Here is a 16,598-nt window from a genome sequence, read left to right as displayed (position 1 = left end):
CGACCTGTCAGAGCGACTTGCCGACGAGACCGATGAGGTCCACGAGACGGTTGGAGTAGCCCCACTCGTTGTCGTACCAGGACACGACCTTGGCCTGATCGTCGATGACCTTGGTCAGACCGGCGTCGAACAGCGAGCTGTGCGGGTCGGTGACGATGTCCGACGACACGATCGGCGCGTCGTAGTACTTGAGGATGCCCTTGAGCGGTCCCTCGGCGGCGGCCTTCATGGCGGCGTTGATCTCGTCGACCGTGGCGGCCTTGCGCAGGTGCGCGGTGAGGTCGGTGACCGAGCCGGTGGGGATCGGCACACGCAGCGCGTAGCCGTCGAGCTTGCCCTTCAGCTCGGGCAGCACGAGGCCGATGGCCTTGGCGGCACCGGTGGAGGTGGGGACGACGTTGATGGCGGCGGCGCGGGCGCGACGCAGGTCGGCGTGCGGGCCGTCCTGCAGGTTCTGATCCTGGGTGTAGGCGTGGATCGTGGTCATCAGGCCCTTGACGATGCCGAACTCGTCGTTGAGGACCTTGGCCAGCGGGCCGAGGCAGTTCGTGGTGCACGAGGCGTTGGAGATGATGTTCTGGCTGCCGTCGTACTTGTCGTCGTTGACGCCCATCACGATGGTGATGTCCTCGTCGGAGGCGGGCGCGGAGATGATGACCTTCTTGGCGCCGGCATCGAGGTGGCCCTGGGCCTTGTCACGCTTGGTGAAGATGCCGGTCGACTCGACCACCACGTCGACCCCGAGGTCGCCCCACGGGAGGGCTGCGGGGCCCTCCTTGACCGACAGGCTCTTCAGCTTCTGGTCACCGATGACGATGGTGTCCTCGCCCTCGAGCGACACGTCGGCGTCGAGGCGACCGAGGATCGAGTCGAACTTCAGCAGGTGCGCCAGTGTGGCGTTGTCGGTCAGGTCGTTGACGGCGACGATCTCGATGTCGGTGGTGCCCAGCGCTTTCTGCGCTGCGACGGCACGGAAGAAGTTGCGGCCGATGCGGCCGAATCCGTTGACGCCTACCCGAACGGTCACAATGTGCTCCTTGCTTGTGGAGATGGAGTCGATCACTACGGTGACCCAAGCCTAAACGGAGCCCGCTCACGCGGCGCCGCCAGGCCGGATCGTCAGGCCTCGTCGAGCAGTTCCGACGTCACGGCCGACTCGGTGTCGGGGATGCCGTCGGTGCGTGCCTTCTTGTCGGCCATGGACAGCAGTCGGCGGATGCGGCCGGCGACCGCGTCCTTCGTCATCGGCGGATCGGCGAGCTGGCCGAGTTCCTCGAGCGAGGCCTGGCGGTGCTGCACCCGTAGCCGGCCCGCGTTGAGCAGGTGGTCGGGAACGGTGTCGCCGAGGATGTCGAGGGCACGTTCCACTCGGGCTGCTGCGGCGACCGCCGCGCGAGCCGACCGACGCAGGTTCGCGTCGTCGAAGTTGGCGAGCCGGTTCGCGGTGGCGCGGACCTCGCGGCGCATCCGGCGTTCCTCCCACGTGAGCCGTGTGTCCTGCGCGCCCATCCGGGTGAGCAGCGCGCCAATGGCCTCACCGTCACGGATGACGACGCGATCGGCTCCGCGGACCTCGCGGGCCTTGGCGGCCACACCGAGTCGACGGGCCGCGCCGACGAGTGCCAGCGCCGCCTCGGGTCCAGGGCAACTCACCTCGAGAGCCGAGGAACGGCCGGGTTCGGTGAGCGATCCGTGGGCGAGGAAGGCACCGCGCCAGGCCGCCTCGGCGTCGGCGACACCGCCACCGACGACCTGTGCCGGCAGTCCGCGCACCGGACGACCGCGCATGTCGAGGAGGCCCGTCTGGCGGGCGAGGGCCTCGCCGTCCTTGGTGACGCGGACGATGTAGCGGGCGCTCTTGCGGAGTCCGCCGCTGCGCAGGACGTGGACCTCGGAGTTGTAGCCGTAGAGATCGAAGATCTCCTTGCGCAGCCGTCGGGCGACGTTGCCGAGATCGACCTCGGCCTCCACCACCACGCGTCCGGCCACGATGTGGAGTCCGCCGGCGAAACGCAGCAATGCCGACACCTCGGCCCTGCGACAGCTGGTCTGCGTGACCACGAGTCGACTCAGCTCGTCCTTGACGGCTGCTGTCATCGCCACCGGTTGTCGTCCTCCTGCCGGGGTGATCCCCAGATGTGTCGCGTCGGGTTGCGGTGCACGTCGCGACGTCGTCGTGCGGTGCCGGCCTCGCCCAGACGATCATGCCCGGGCCGGTGACTCATCGGGCCCCCGCGTGTCCGGCCGGGCCGTCGGTCCCGTCGACCGCCCCGATAGCGTAGCCACCTCCCGAACCTGCGCACAGCGTATGCACCATGGCCGCCAATTTCTCCGGATCGTGCACATGGGTGCATTCGCGCGCGAGATCCCCGACCCGCAGGTGCGCACCGAACCGTGCGGCCGCCCGTTCAACGTGGTCGCGTTCGCGGCCCGCCGGTGCGGAGCCGACGTCGACGATGACATCGTCGATGCGCAGATCCGAGGCGTGTGCGTGCAGGACGTGCAGATGGCGTTCCACCGAGAAACCACTGGTCTCACCGAGTTCGGGCGCGAGGTTCACGAAGAGCATCCGGCGTGCTTCGGTGGACTTCAAGGCCTGCAACTGATCAGGGATGAGTACGTGCGGGATCACGCTGGAGAACCACGAACCGGGACCCAGGACGACGAGGTCGGCTGCGCTGATCGCCTCGGTGGCCTGTGGGCAGGCGGGTGGGTCGGCGGGGAGCAGGCGCACGCGTCGTACCTTGCCCGGTGTCGTCGCGACCGCGACCTGTCCGGTGATGCTGCGACTGATCCGGGGATCGACCTCGAGGCCCGACACGTCGGCCTCGATGCTCAGCGGCACCGTCGACATCGGCAGGACGCGACCGGTGACCCCGAACAACTCCCCCATCGCGTCGAGCGCGGCCACCGGATCGCCCAACACCTCGGTGAGACCGGCGAGCACCAGATTGCCGACGGGATGTCCGGCCAGGGCGCCACGACCGCCGAATCGGTGCTGCAGCAACGTGACCCACAGTTCCGGGTCGGTCGTGGCGTCACCGTCACCCGGGTGTGCGCCGTCGGCGGCGAGCAGTGCGGCGAACGCCATCCGGAGATCGCCGGGCGGGATCACCGACAACTCCGAGCGCAGCCGACCCGACGAACCGCCGTCGTCGGCCACCGTCACGACGGCGGTGACATCGGTGCTGATGTGACGCATGGCGGTCAGCGTGGCGTACAGACCGTGGCCGCCCCCGAGGGCGACCACCCGGCCGACGTCGACGCCGTCCGTCCTGTGTGTGCCGGTCATTCGCGGCCCAGGTCGCGATGGGCCACACGTGCGTCGAACGCGCGGTTCTCGGCGGCCGTCGGGCCCTGTTCGCCGCGGTCCACCGGGATCGACAACCGACCGCACATCTCGCGCGACATCGCGACGCTGCGGTGTTTGCCGCCGGTGCACCCGATAGCGACGGTCATGTAGCGCTTGCCTTCTCGCTGGTAGCCACGGGCGGTGAGCCGGATGACCTGTTCGAGCGCGGCGAGATACTCCTCGGCGCCCTCCTGTCGGAGGACGTACTGCGACACGGGCTGATCGAGTCCGTTGAGCTCCCGCAGCTCCGGGATCCAGTACGGGTTGGGCAGGAAGCGCACGTCGGCGACCAGGTCGGCGTCGATCGGCAGACCGTATTTGAAGCCGAAGGACTGCAGGGTGATCCGGACGTCGGTCGCGCTGGGCTGGGCGAAGGCGTTGTCGACGATCTCGCGCAGCGCGGTGACCGACAGCGTGGAGGTGTCGACCACGAGGTCGGCCGACTCGGCGACCGTACTCAGCACGGAGCGTTCCCGACCGATTGCCTCGATCAGGGTTCCGTTGTCCTGCAGCGGATGTCGGCGACGCACCTGTTCGAACCGCCGTACCAGGGCGGCGTCGTCGGCGTCGAGGAACAGCAGGCGCGGGCGGTGGCCCGCGGCGGCGAGCTCGCCGCGCAACTCGGCGACCTCACCGGCGAATCGCGCTGCGCCGGCGCGCATCACCATGGCCAGCCGTGTGAGCGCTGGGTCGTCGGAGCGGGCGACCGACACCATGTCGGCGATGAGCGAGGCGGGGACGTTGTCTGCGACGTACCACCCGAGGTCCTCGAGCAGCTTGGCGACCGTGCCGCGACCGGCGCCGGACATACCGGTGACCAACAACACGTCCATCTCGGCGCCGGGACCCACACCTCCGCTCACGACTGCGCTCCTTCGGTGAGGGCCCGTTGGACCGCCAGCGCCGTCGATCGACCGATGCCGGGGACCCCGGAGATCTCCTCCACCGTCGCGCTGCGCAGGTTGGCCACCGACCCGAAATGGGACACCAGCGCCGCCCGGCGGCTCTGACCGAGGCCGGGCACGCCGTCGAGCACCGACGCCGTCATCCGCTTGCTGCGCTTGCTGCGGTGGAACGTGATGGCGAACCGGTGTGCCTCGTCGCGCACCCGCTGCAACAGGAACAGCGCCTCGCTGGTGCGCGGGAAGATCACCGGATCGTCGTCGTCGGGTGTCCACACCTCTTCGAGACGCTTGGCAAGACCCACGACGGCGACGTCGGTGACGCCGAGATCGTCGAGCACGGCCGCGGCCGCACGCACCTGCGGGCCGCCGCCGTCGACGACGAACAGGTTGGGCGGATAGGCGAACCGGCGTGGCCGACCCGTGGCGGGGTCGATCGCGGCCTCGGGCGCCATGTCGCCACCATTCGCCGGATCGACCTCCACCTCGGTGTCGGACAGGGCGGCGGTGCCGGACTCGGCGGTGTCGGGGAGGTGATCGGTGCGGTGACGCAGGAACCGGCGTCGGGTGACCTCGGCAATCGAGGCGACGTCGTCGGAGCGGCCGTCGCCGGCGGCCTCCTTGATCGAGTAGTGCCGGTAGTCGGATTTGCGCGGCAGACCGTCCTCGAACACGACGAGCGAGGCCACCACGTCGGTCCCCTGCACGTGCGAGATGTCGATGCACTCGATGCGAAGCGGCGCGATGTCGAGGCCGAGGGTCTCCTGGATCTCGGTCAACGCCGCCGAGCGGGTGGTGAGGTCACCGGCACGGCGCAGCTTGTGGCGGGTCAGCGCCTCCCCCGCGTTGCGTTCGACGGTCTCCATGAGCGCCTTCTTGTCGCCGCGCTGCGGTACGCGCAGATCGACCGCGGCGCCGCGCAGATCGGACAGCCATCGGGTGAACTCGCCGGCGTCGGGTGGGAGCACGGGAACCAGCACCTCGCGCGGCACCGTGTCGTTGCGGTCCTCACCGCCGGAGCCCTTCACGGTCGCGTTCTGGTCGACCTGCTCGCCGTAGAACTGCGTGAGGAACTGCCCCACCTGTTCGGCGAGATCGGCATCATCGGAATCGCTCCCGGCGCCGCCGGTCATGACGTCCGTGCGCTCGACGACCCAGCCGCGTTCGCCGCGCACCCGCCCGTCGCGCACGTGGAACATCTGCACCGACACCTCGAGCTGATCGGCGACCATGGCTATCACGTCGGCGTCGGTGCCGTCACCGAGGACCACGGCCTGCTTCTCCAGGGCCCGGCGGAGCGCACCGACGTCGTCGCGCAGACGGGCCGCGCGCTCGAAGTCCAGATCGGCTGCGGCGACCGCCATCTGGTTGTCGAGCTGGCGGATCATCTTGTCCGTCTTGCCGGCGAGGAAGTCGCAGAAGTCGTCGACGATCTCGCGGTGCTCGGCGGCACTGACCCGACCGACACACGGTGCGGCACATTTGTCGATGTAGCCGAGCAGGCACGGGCGGTCGATCTGCTTGTGCCGCTTGAACACACCGGCCGAACAGGTGCGCGCGGGGAAGACGCGGGTCAGCAGGTCGAGGGTCTCGCGGATCGCCCAGGCGTGGGCATAGGGCCCGAAGTAGCGGACCCCCTTGCGGCGGGGGCCGCGGTAGACGAACAGCCGCGGGTACTCCTCGTTGAGGGTGACCGCCAGCATCGGGTAGGTCTTGTCGTCGCGGTAGCGGACGTTGAAGCGCGGATCGAACTCCTTGATCCAGTTGTATTCGAGCTGCAGCGCCTCGACCTCGGTGCCCACCACGGTCCACTCGACCGACGCGGCGGTGGTCACCATCTGGCGGGTGCGTGGATGGAGGCCCGACAGGTCGGCGAAGTAGGACGTCAGGCGCTGCCGGAGGCTCTTGGCCTTGCCGACGTAGATCACGCGGCCGTAGGTGTCCCGGAACTTGTAGACCCCCGGCGCCACCGGGATGCTCCCGGGTGCCGGGCGGTAGGTGGTCGGATCGGGCACGGGTCCCAGGTTAGTACGGCGGACCGACGACAGTGGTCCGCGATCGCCTCGCCGGTCGGACGCGTGGCCCTCGGCGAGGGGGTTACGATCACCGGCACGCCAGGACCGACGACAGGTGAGGTGGGCCGATGGCTCCGTTCGTACGCACATCGAGCGCCCCGGGAGGTCCGCGACGACGGACGCCACGTCTCGTCGCCATCGGGGCGGTCGCTGCTCTCACGCTCACCGCCGCCGCGTGTTCCGACGACTCCGGATCGGGGTCGGACAGCGCAGCCGGGACATGTGCGACCGTTCCCAACGGGACACCCGTGGCCGCCGCCGCGTCGGCCGGTGCCGGCCCGAGTCGCGACATCGCCACCAACCCGGAGGTGGCGACCGGCTATCGCACCCAGATGACCCCGGTGCGGACCGGTTCGTTCGCCGTCGCCACGGCCAACCCCCTGTCGACCGAGGCCGCGTGCGAGGTCGTCCGTGACGGTGGTACCGCCGCCGACGCGCTCGTCGCCGCCCAGGCGGTCCTCGGTCTGGTCGAACCGCAGGCGACCGGGATCGCAGGCGGTGCGTTCCTCATGTACTACGACGCGACGACGAAGTCGGTCCAGGCCTACGACGGTCGCGAGACGGCACCCGCGGCCGCCACCGGCGACTATCTCCGGTACATCAGCGCGACCGACCGGCGTGCCCCGATCCCGTCGGCGCGGGCCAGCGGCCGCTCGATCGGGACCCCCGGCGTCCTGCGGATGCTCGAGATGGCCCACGCCGACCACGGCGCGAAGAAGTGGCGCGATCTGTTCGAGTCCGCGATCACACTGTCCGACAACGGCTTCCGGATCAGCCCACGGATGGCGGCCGCGATCGCCGACAGCCGGGCCGACCTCACGGCCGATCCCGATGCCCGCGCATACTTCCTCAACCCCGACGGCAGCGCCAAGACGGCGGGGACCGTTCTCACCAACCCGGCCTACGCGAAGACGTTGGGCGCGATCGCCACCGACGGTCCCGACGCGTTCTACACCGGCGCCATCGCACGCGACGTGGTCGACAAGATCGGTTCCACGACCGGCGGGATGACGCCCGGACTGACCACCACCGCCGATCTCGCGGCCTACCGGGCGAAGAAGCGCGAGGCGCTGTGCACCCCGTATCGCGGTCGGGTGTTGTGTGGCATGCCGGCACCGTCGTCGGGCGGGATCGCCGTGGCCTCGACCATGGGCATACTGTCGAACTTCGATCTCGCCGCGCTTGGTCCACGCGCGGTGGACCGCAACGGGGGCGTGCCGCAGGCCCAGGCGGTGCACCTCATCTCCGAGGCCGAGCGTCTGGCCTACGCCGATCGCGACAAATACGTCGCCGACACCGACTTCGTTCCCCTGCCGGGGAATTCGCCCGCGGCGCTGACCGACCCGGCGTACCTGACCAAGCGCGCCGCCCTGATCGACCCGAACCGCTCGATGGGCACGGCGCGGGCCGGGGATTTCGGGCCCGTCCCGTCCGGTGTCGTCACCACACCCGAACACGGGACCAGTCAGATCGTCGTGATCGACAAGAAAGGCGACGCGGCGTCGATGACCACCACCGTCGAGTCCGCGTTCGGCTCGTTCCACTTCGTCGACGGTTTCGTGCTCAACAACCAGCTCACGGACTTCTCGGCGCAACCGACCGACGCCACGGGTGCCCCGGTCGCCAATCGGGTCGCAGCCGGGAAACGACCCCGCAGCTCCATGTCGCCGACCCTGGTGTTCGACGGCGCCGGCAATGGGTCCCGCGGCGATCTGATGGCCGCGCTGGGGTCGCCGGGTGGTTCGGTCATCATCCAGCTCGTCGTGAAAACGCTGGTGTCGCTGCTCGACTGGGGCCTCGATCCGCAGCAGGCGGTGTCGGGTGTCGATTTCGGCGCCGCCAACACCCCGGTGACGAACGTGGGCGGGGAGCACCCCGCCATCGACGCCGCCGACAACGGCGACCGCGACCCGCTGGTCACCGAACTACGCCGCAAGGGTCATCAGGTCTCGGTGGCCGATCAGTCCTCGGGACTCGCCGCCGTCGTCCGCGACGGGAAGGGCTGGATCGGCGGCGCCGACCCCCGCCGCGAGGGTGAGGTCATGGGCGACCCCCGCTGACCCACCCGGTTGCTGACGGTGTGGAGCCGTCTTCGACGAAGGAAACGACTGACCCCGGTGCTGACCGTATGGAAACCGTTGTCGAGTGTGCTGACCACGCACAGTGAGGTCCGTACGGAACGACGCACACTCGGCGTCGGGCTTCCGCACTGTCGGCGGCACTTCTCGACGAAAGACAGGCCGCTGACGGTGCGGAAACGCCGCATCGAGTGTGCGCTGCCGATCACGCCGCCGGCCGTTCTGTGCCGAGCACACTCGATGGTCGCTTCCACACAGTCAGCCAACAGACTTCGCCACCCAGAAGCCGAACACGGGCCTGCTCAGGTGCGGTAGCGGTCGTGCAGTTCGCGGAAGATGTCCATGGCCTGTACGGCGCGGATGCCGTCGTTGGCCTGGATGGCCATCACCGGGACGTGTTCGAAGGCGGGGAGTTCGAGGCGGGCCCAATGACCCTTGTCCGGGTACCAGATGCCCTCGACGTCTGGCCATTCGAACAGCCTCTCGCCGAGGATGTTCCGCACCTCGACGCCGGCGGCGCCGACCCGCAGTCGGGGCCGGGTGAGCGTCATGATGGCACCGCCGAGAACGACGCCGATCATCGCGAGGCCCACCTGGTCGGTGACGCGGAAGCGGACCCCGGTGTCGGACACCCGCAACAGGATGCCGACGACGACGTGGGCGATGACGAACAGCGCCGCGACGACCGTGGCCCAGCGCGGCGTGCGGACCGCGCGGTACGTCAGATCCCACTCGACGGTTCCGGTGGTCGGGGGCACGGAACGGGTCACCGGGCGTCGAGGCGCGAGAGTTCGCGCAGGGTGATCGCCGAGGCGAGCGCCGCTGTCGTCGCCTGTGCTCCCTTGTCCTCCCCGGAGTCGGGCAGACCGGCCCGCGCCAGCGCCTGTTCCTCGGTGAGGACCGTCAACACGCCGTTGCCGACCGGCGTGCTCTCGTCGAGCGACACCCGCGTCAGGCCGGCGGTGACGGCATCGCACACGTACTCGAAGTGCGGTGTCTCGCCGCGGATCACGACACCGAGCGCAACGACGGCATCGTGGGTGCGGGCCAACGCCTGCACCACCACGGGCAGCTCGATGGCGCCCGCGACCCGCACGACGGTGGGCTCGGGGATGTCGGCGTCGGCGGCGACACGCAGCGCACCGTCGAGCAGCGCGGTGCATATCTGCTCGTGCCACTGCGAGGCGGCGATGGCCAGGGTCAGCCCCGTCGCGGCGCCGAGTTCGACGACCGGTTCACCCGCGCCGCTCATGCGCCGGCCCCGCCGCTGACTCCGGTGTGGTCGTCGAGGCCGATGAGATCGTGGCCCATGCGATCACGCTTGGTCCGCAGGTATCGCAGGTTCTCGGGGTTGGGGCGCACCGGCATCGGGACGCGCTCGGTGATCTGCAGTCCGTAGCCGTCGAGACCGACCCGCTTGGCGGGGTTGTTGGTCAGCAACCGCATCGACGTGACGCCGAGGTCGGTGAGGATCTGCGCGCCGAGACCGTAGTCGCGGGCGTCGGCGGGCAACCCGAGTTCGAGGTTGGCGTCGACGGTGTCGGCGCCGCTGTCCTGGAGTTGGTAGGCCTGCAGCTTGTGCAGCAGGCCGATCCCCCGGCCCTCGTGTCCTCGCATGTAGAGGACGATTCCGCGGCCCTCCGCGGCGACCATCTCCATGGCGGCGTCGAGTTGCGGCCCGCAGTCGCACCGCAGGGATCCGAAGACGTCGCCGGTGAGGCATTCCGAGTGCACCCGCACCAGGACGTCGGCCCCGGCACCGTCGGGACCGGGGATGTCACCGAGGACGAGGGCGACGTGCTCGACCTCGTCGTAGATGCTGGTGTAACCGACGGCGCGGAACGTGCCGTGGTCGGTCGGGATGCGGGCGTCGGCGACCCGGACGACGTGCTTCTCGTGGCGTCGACGCCACGAGATCATGTCGGCGATCGAGATCAGCGCGAGGCCGTGTTCGTCGGCGAACGTGCGCAGTTCGTCGGTCTGGGCCATGTGGCCCTCGTCCTTCTGGCTCACGATCTCGCAGATCACGCCGGCCGGGGTGAGTCCGGCCATGCGGGCCAGGTCGACCGCGGCCTCGGTGTGGCCGGGTCGACGCAGCACGCCGCCCTCCTTGGCGCGCAGTGGCACGACGTGTCCGGGGCGGGTGAAGTCGTTGGCGGTGCTCTCCGGGCGGGCGAGCAGACGCATGGTGGCCGCGCGGTCCGACGCACTGATACCGGTGCCGATGCCCTCGCGTGCGTCGACGGTGACGGTGTAGGCCGTCCCGTGCTTGTCCTGGTTCATGGTGTACATCGGCGGCAGGCCGAGACGGTCGCAGTCGGCGCCGTCGAGCGGGACGCAGAGGTACCCCGAGGTGTAGCGCACCATGAACGCGACGAGTTCCGGGGTCGCCTTCTCGGCGGCGAAGATGAGGTCGCCCTCGTTCTCGCGGTCCTCGTCGTCGACCACGACGACGGCCTTGCCCGCGGCGATGTCGGCGATCGCGCGTTCGACGGTGTCGAAGCGGTTCGTGCGGACGGGATCGAGCTGTGTCATGACGAGACCTCGTTGTTCTCCGGAAGGCTCTCCGGGTGGCGGGTGCCGGGTGCGGCCGGGGTGGCCAGGCGTTCCACGTATTTGGCGATGACGTCGACCTCGAGGTTGACCGTGGCGCCGTCGGTGAGGGTGCCGAGGGTCGTGACCTCGAGGGTGGTGGGGATCAGGGAGATCTCGAACCATGCGTCCGCGGCGTCGACGGAGGCGATCGAGGAGACGGTCAGGGAGACGCCGTCGACGGTGATCGACCCCTTCTCGACGATGTAGCGCGCCACCGTGGGATCGATGGCGATGCGGATGACCGTCCAGTTCTCCGACGGTGAGATCGACGCGACGGTCCCGGTGCCGTCGACGTGGCCCTGGACGATGTGTCCACCGAACCGACCACCGGCGGCCATGGCGCGCTCGAGGTTGACCGGCGCGCCGGCGCCGAGGGAGGCCAAAGAGGAACGGTTCAGGGTCTCGGCCATGACGTCGACGGTGAACTCGCCCGCGTCGGGGGCACCGACCACGGTCAGACAGACGCCGTTGACGCAGATGGAATCCCCGGGCCCGGCGTCGCTGGTCACGAGCGGGCCGCGGACGGTGAAACGTGCAGCGTCGGCGAGATCATCACGAGACACAACCGTGCCGCGCTCCTCGACTATTCCGGTGAACACGTGCGCTCCTGTCGGTCGATCGACCCAGGGCGGCACGACCGCGGTCGACGACGACCGCGGGGGTTCTCTCTCATCCGGACTGTGACCGTCGGCTCCGGGTTCACACCGGAATCTGCTGACCCCGTCCGCACTGATCGTTGATCGGTGCGAGCGGGCGCTCGCGGGCTCGACGATCTCTCGTCATCACCGCCGGTGGGGAATTACACCCCGCCCTGAGAACTCTGATTTCGACGCTAGCACAGCACGGGGGTTCCACCCTGCCCGCGATGGGCGAAAAGCCCCGGTCAGACGGTTGGCGCCAGGGTGATCAGAAGGTCGTCGCCCAGGATCTCGACCGATTCGCGGGTGAATCGGTGGGCCTGGGCGAGGGTGGCGACCGAGGCGTCGAGGACCGCGGCGGCACCGGCGCCGAGCACGGTGGGTGCGAGGTAGGCCTGCACGCGATCGACGAGTCCGACGGCCAGAAAGGCGCCGAGCACGGTGGGGCCGCCCTCCACCAGCAGGGACAGGGCGTCGCCGGCGGCGGCGACGGCCTCGGCGGGGTCGTGGGACGCCACGTGCAGCGTCGTCGCCTCGGGGCCGAGGATGCGGGCCCCGTCCGGCAGCGGCCGACGGCCGAGGACGATCCGTGTCGGTTGGTGTCCCCGCAGCGATCCGTCGGCGTGGCGGGCGGTGAGAGCGGGATCGTCGGTGGCGACCGTCCCGGACCCGACGACGATCGCGTCGAGGCGGGCACGGTCGCGGTGCACCCGCTCGCGCGCGACGTCGCCGGTGATCCACCGGCTGGTCCCGTCGGGTGCGGCGATCCGGCCGTCGAGGGTCGCCGCGAACTTCGCGGTGACCAGGGGGCGGCCCGTGCGCAGTCGGAACAGCCACGCGCGCAACGGATCGGCGGCGACGTCGTCGGCGAGGACGCCGCCGACCACCTCGACCCCGGCCGCGCGCAGTGTCGCCGCTCCCCCGGCGGCCACCGGGTTGGGGTCGGAGACCGCGTAGACCACGCGGGTGATCCCCGCCGCGATGAGGGCTGCGGTGCACGGCCCGGTGCGGCCGGTGTGATCGCACGGCTCGAGGGTGACGACGGCAGTCGCTCCCCGGGCGCGGTCACCGGCCGCGGCCAGGGCGACCACCTCGGCGTGCGGTCCGCCCGCGGGGGCGGTGCTGCCGACCCCGACCACGACCCCTGCGCGGTCGACGACCACCGCGCCGACCGGGGGGTTCGGGGTGCTGATCCCGCGCGCGGACTGCGACGCGTCGATCGCCGCACGCATCGCCGCCTCGTCGGTCGCGACCCTCTCGGAGGTCATCGACGTGGGTCAGCCACGGGCCGCGAGGGCCTGCGCGCGCAACTTCTCCACGGCCTCGGCGGGGTCGTCGGCCCCGTAGACGGCCGAGCCGGCCACGAAGCAGTCGACGCCGGCCTCGGCGGCCTCGGCGATGGTGTCGGCGTTGATGCCGCCGTCGATCTCGACCAGCAGTCGCAGATCACCGGAGTCGATCCTGGTCCGGATCGTGCGCACCTTGTCCAGGACCTCCGGCATGAAGGACTGTCCCCCGAATCCCGGCTCGACGCTCATCACCAGCAGGGTGTCGAACTCGCGGAGGATCTCCAGATACGGCTCGAGATCGGTGCCCGGTTTGATGCTCAGTCCGGCGAGCGCGCCCGCGGCGCGGATGTCCTTGGCCACCGACACCGGGTCGTCGGTCGCCTCGGCGTGGAAGGTGACGTTGCGGGCGCCGGCCTCGGCGTAGGGCGGCGCCCATCGCTTCGGGTCCTCGATCATGAGGTGGCAGTCGAGCGGGATGTCGGTCGCCTTGAGCAGGCTCTCCACGATGGGCAGACCGAGGGTGAGGTTGGGGACGAAGTGTGCGTCCATCACGTCGACGTGCAACCAGTCGCTGCCGCGCACGGCGTCGGCCTCGGCGGCGAGGTTGGCGAAGTCGGCGGACAGGATCGACGGGGCGATCATGGGCTGATCGGGGCGCTGCGGGGACGACATGGTCTGCAGAGTCTATGCACGCCCCGTCGTGCGTCAGGGACGGGTGAGAGCGGCCAGGAACATCGCGTCGGTGCCCTGGCGATGCGGCCACAGCTGGACGAAGGGGCCGTCGCCGATGTCGGCGACACCGACGAACGGTCGCGCATCGACCACCCGCGCACCGGTGTCGGCGACCACCGATTCGACGACCCCGACGGTCTCGGCGGGGTGCGGTGAGCACGTCGAGTAGACGACGACACCGCCGGGCCGCACCAGTTCCAGTGCTGCGCTGAGCAACTGGCGCTGCAGGGCCACGAGTTCGGGTACGTCGGAGGGCTGTCGGCGCCACCGCGCCTCGGGGCGTCGGCGCAACGATCCGAGACCGGTGCACGGCGCGTCGACCAGCACGCGGTCGTAGCCCGGCGTGAGTCCGCTGCTGCGGCCGTCGGCGACGTGCACGGTGACGGGAAGACCGTCGACCGACTGCCGCACGAGCGTGGCGCGGTGATCGGAGGGTTCGACGGCGTCGAGATGGGCCCCGTCGATGTCGGCGACGGCTCCGACGAGCGCGGCCTTGCCGCCCGGCCCGGCACACAGGTCGAGCCAGCGCCCGGTGTCGGGGCCGTCGATCTCGGCGACGGTGAGCGCCCGGGCCACCAGCTGACTGCCCTCGTCCTGCACACCGGCGAGGTGTTCGCGGACGGCGTCGAGCGCGCCGGGGTCGCCACCGGGCAGGTACACGCAGTAGGGCGAGAACGCGCCGATGTCGCCGCCGGTCGCCGCGGCCAGCTCCTCGGCGCTGATCAGTCCCGGCCGCGCCACGAGATGGACCAGGGGTCGTTCGTCGTCCGCGGCGAGAGCCGCCTGCAGCTCCCCCGCCCGGACCGGGGCGTCGGGTGTGCTCAGCGCCTCGGCGAACACCTCGGCGATCCACCGCGGGTGTGCGTACCGGAAGGCGAGGTGTCCGATGAGGTCGTCGGCCATCGTCGGGGCGAGTTCGTCGGTCCAGAGGTCCTCGTCGCGCTGGGAGATCTTGCGCAGTACCGCGTTGCAGAACCCGGCCGGACCCTGACCGGCCTCGGAACGGATGAGATCCACCGACGTCGAGACCGCGGCGTGGGCGCCGATCCGGGTGCGCAGCAGCTGGTAGGCGCCGAGACGCAGGACGTCGAGGACGGTGCCGTCGATGTCGGCGACGGGCCGGCCGGCGGCCGAGGCGATGATCTCGTCGAGCGTGCCCGCGCTGCGGCAGGTGCCGTAGGCCAGCTCGGTGGCCAACGCGGCGTCGCGCCCGGTGATCTTCCGCTCGCGCAACAGGGCGGGCAGCACGAGGTTGGCGTAGGAGTCGCGTTCACGCACCGCGCGCAGGACGTCGCGGGCCACGGCACGGACCGGGTCGACGGCCTTGTCCCGGATGTGGGCAGGCCGGGTCATGCGAGGACCATCCCGTCGGTGAGGTGGGCACCGCGTGCCCAGTCGGCGGCGGGCATCGGCTTCTTCCCCGGGGGTTGCACGGTGCCGAGTCGAACCGGCGTGGAGCCGGTTCCGACGAAGACGGCCTTCTTGGTGACGAGCAGATGCCCAGGCGGGACCACCGCGGTATCGAACTGTTCGGGGTCGGCGACGGTCACCGGACCGGTCTTGAGTCGCGTCCCGTCGAGTTCGGTCCAGGCACCGGGGGCTGGTGTCGCGGCCCGGATGTGGCGATCGACGATGTGCGCCGGGCGATCCCAGCGGACGCGGGTGTCGGCGACCTCGATCTTGGGGGCCAGGCTCACGCCGTCGGCGGGCTGGGGCACGGCGACCAGCTCGCCGGTCTCGATACCGTCGAGGGTGGAGGTCAGCAGTTGCGCACCGCCGTCGGCCAGGCGCGCGAGCAGGTCCCCACTGGTGTCGGTCGGACGGATCGACTCGGTCATGGTCCCGAAGACGGGTCCCGTGTCGAGCCCGGCCTCGATGCGGAACGTGCTGGCACCCGTCATGACGTCGCCGGCGGCGATGGCCGCCTGGACCGGTGCGGCACCGCGCCACGCCGGGAGCAGCGAGAAGTGCAGGTTGATCCAGCCGTGAGTCGGCAGGTCGAGGAGATCGGGCGGGACGAGCGCGCCGTAGGCGACGACCGCGCAGCAGTCCGGCGACCAGCGGCGCAGGATCTCGTGCGCGTCGTCGTCACGCAGGCGACGCGGGGTGGCCACCTCGACGCCGGCCGCGTCGGCGAGCTCGGCCACCGGCGACCGGGTCACCCTGCGACCGCGACCGGCGACGGCATCGGGACGGGTGAGCACGCCGACGACCTCGTGGTCGGGGGAATCGAGCAGCCGACGCAGCGACGGCACGGCCGGTTCCGGCGTGCCCGCGAAGACGACCCTCACAGGGTCGCGTCGGAGGTCGCGGGGGCGTCGCGCGTGCGGGCGTCCTCGGTGGTGTCGGGGTCGCCCTGGACCCAGGTGGTCGGGTACGAGCCTGGATCGTCGGTCGAGGTGCGCCCCTCGGTGAACCAGGCGCTTCCCCGCACCACCCGCATCGCGGCCTTGCGCACGTCCGGGGCGAGACGCTGCAGGAACAGCACGCCGTCGAGATGGTCGGTCTCGTGCTGGACGCACCGCGCCATGATGTCGTCGACATGCAGCGTCACCGGATCGCCGTGGCGATCGACACCGGTCACGGTGACCTCGGCTGCGCGTGTGGTGTCGGCCTGCACGCCGGGGATCGACAGGCAGCCCTCGGGCCCGGTCTGGGTCTCGGTCCCGACCGCGGTCCACACCGGGTTCACGATGTGACCGCGCTGTCCACCGCAGTCGTAGGTGAACACGCGCGCCCCGACACCGATCTGGGGTGCGGCGAGGCCGGCCCCGTGGTGGCGGTCCATCGTCTCGAGCATGTCGTCGACGAGGCGGTGCAGGTCCGGCCCGAAGTCGGTGACCTCGGTGGCCCGGGTCCGTAGAACGGGATCACCGAACAACCGGATGTCCGCCACCGCCACGTCGTACTCCCTCTCGCCTCGCCGATCGCGCCCGT

At 70.5% G+C, this 16,598-nt stretch carries 15 protein-coding genes and 1 riboswitch; of the genes, 1 reads left to right on the top strand and 14 read right to left on the bottom strand.

Annotated elements, in window-relative coordinates; all coding sequences use genetic code 11:
- Nucleotides 1–7: 7 nt before the first annotated feature.
- The 5 genes from gap to uvrC form a co-directional block, all read right to left on the bottom strand.
- Nucleotides 8–1,027, bottom strand: a complete 1,020-nt coding sequence (gap, locus tag TU34_RS09770; protein ID WP_045822690.1) for a type I glyceraldehyde-3-phosphate dehydrogenase — start codon at nt 1,025–1,027, stop codon at nt 8–10.
- A gap of 92 nt (nt 1,028–1,119) precedes the next feature.
- Nucleotides 1,120–2,097 carry a DNA-binding protein WhiA gene (whiA, locus tag TU34_RS09765; RefSeq protein WP_200932760.1) on the bottom strand — a complete coding sequence of 326 codons (978 nt, stop codon included), beginning with the start codon at nt 2,095–2,097 and terminating at the stop codon, nt 1,120–1,122.
- 124 nt (nt 2,098–2,221) lie between these two features.
- The gene (locus TU34_RS09760) at nt 2,222–3,292 is read right to left on the bottom strand and encodes a gluconeogenesis factor YvcK family protein (RefSeq protein ID WP_045822688.1); all 1,071 of its coding nucleotides are present in this window, start codon (nt 3,290–3,292) and stop codon (nt 2,222–2,224) included.
- Entirely contained in the window at nt 3,289–4,185 is an 897-nt protein-coding gene (gene rapZ / locus TU34_RS09755; protein ID WP_045822754.1) for an RNase adapter RapZ, read from the bottom strand. Before rapZ ends, TU34_RS09760 begins: the two co-directional genes overlap by 4 nt.
- Before the next feature lie 26 nt (nt 4,186–4,211).
- The gene (gene uvrC, locus TU34_RS09750; RefSeq protein WP_045822687.1) at nt 4,212–6,269 is read right to left on the bottom strand and encodes an excinuclease ABC subunit UvrC; all 2,058 of its coding nucleotides are present in this window, start codon (nt 6,267–6,269) and stop codon (nt 4,212–4,214) included.
- Between the two features lie 128 nt (nt 6,270–6,397).
- On the opposite strand from uvrC, the gene TU34_RS09745 reads away from it, so the two are divergent.
- Nucleotides 6,398–8,389: a gamma-glutamyltransferase family protein gene (locus TU34_RS09745; protein WP_052688844.1), complete on the top strand. Its 1,992-nt coding sequence runs from the start codon at nt 6,398–6,400 to the stop codon at nt 8,387–8,389.
- A gap of 320 nt (nt 8,390–8,709) precedes the next feature.
- Here TU34_RS09745 and TU34_RS09740 read toward each other — a convergent pair whose 3' ends face one another.
- From TU34_RS09740 to def, 9 genes are all read right to left on the bottom strand, one after another.
- A complete protein-coding gene (locus TU34_RS09740) occupies nt 8,710–9,177 on the bottom strand; it encodes a PH domain-containing protein (protein WP_238981234.1) in 468 nt (155 codons plus the stop codon).
- Nucleotides 9,174–9,659, bottom strand: a complete 486-nt coding sequence (ribH, locus tag TU34_RS09735; RefSeq protein WP_045822686.1) for a 6,7-dimethyl-8-ribityllumazine synthase — start codon at nt 9,657–9,659, stop codon at nt 9,174–9,176. The genes TU34_RS09740 and ribH overlap by 4 nt, the downstream gene beginning before the upstream one ends.
- A complete protein-coding gene (locus TU34_RS09730) occupies nt 9,656–10,942 on the bottom strand; it encodes a bifunctional 3,4-dihydroxy-2-butanone-4-phosphate synthase/GTP cyclohydrolase II (protein ID WP_045822685.1) in 1,287 nt (428 codons plus the stop codon). Before TU34_RS09730 ends, ribH begins: the two co-directional genes overlap by 4 nt.
- Nucleotides 10,939–11,601, bottom strand: coding sequence for a riboflavin synthase (locus TU34_RS09725; RefSeq protein ID WP_045822684.1), 663 nt, complete (start codon nt 11,599–11,601; stop codon nt 10,939–10,941). The genes TU34_RS09730 and TU34_RS09725 overlap by 4 nt, the downstream gene beginning before the upstream one ends.
- A gap of 58 nt (nt 11,602–11,659) precedes the next feature.
- A riboswitch (FMN riboswitch) is annotated at nt 11,660–11,825 on the bottom strand.
- Between the two features lie 60 nt (nt 11,826–11,885).
- Entirely contained in the window at nt 11,886–12,908 is a 1,023-nt protein-coding gene (gene ribD / locus TU34_RS09720) for a bifunctional diaminohydroxyphosphoribosylaminopyrimidine deaminase/5-amino-6-(5-phosphoribosylamino)uracil reductase RibD (RefSeq protein WP_045822683.1), read from the bottom strand.
- A gap of 9 nt (nt 12,909–12,917) precedes the next feature.
- On the bottom strand, nt 12,918–13,601 hold the full coding sequence (rpe, locus tag TU34_RS09715) for a ribulose-phosphate 3-epimerase (protein ID WP_045822682.1): 684 nt from the start codon (nt 13,599–13,601) through the stop codon (nt 12,918–12,920).
- Nucleotides 13,602–13,634: 33 nt separating this feature from the next.
- Entirely contained in the window at nt 13,635–15,014 is a 1,380-nt protein-coding gene (locus TU34_RS09710) for an RsmB/NOP family class I SAM-dependent RNA methyltransferase (protein ID WP_045822681.1), read from the bottom strand.
- Nucleotides 15,011–15,952, bottom strand: a complete 942-nt coding sequence (gene fmt / locus TU34_RS09705; RefSeq protein WP_045822680.1) for a methionyl-tRNA formyltransferase — start codon at nt 15,950–15,952, stop codon at nt 15,011–15,013. Before fmt ends, TU34_RS09710 begins: the two co-directional genes overlap by 4 nt.
- Nucleotides 15,949–16,563, bottom strand: coding sequence for a peptide deformylase (gene def, locus TU34_RS09700; protein ID WP_065973563.1), 615 nt, complete (start codon nt 16,561–16,563; stop codon nt 15,949–15,951). The genes fmt and def overlap by 4 nt, the downstream gene beginning before the upstream one ends.
- Between the last annotated feature and the right edge of the window lie 35 nt (nt 16,564–16,598).

This window comes from Williamsia herbipolensis (assembly GCF_000964005.1).
GTDB lineage: Bacteria > Actinomycetota > Actinomycetes > Mycobacteriales > Mycobacteriaceae > Williamsia_A > Williamsia_A herbipolensis.
The sequence above is the reverse complement of the archived record's forward strand: the minus strand, read 5'-3'. Positions and strand labels throughout refer to the sequence as shown.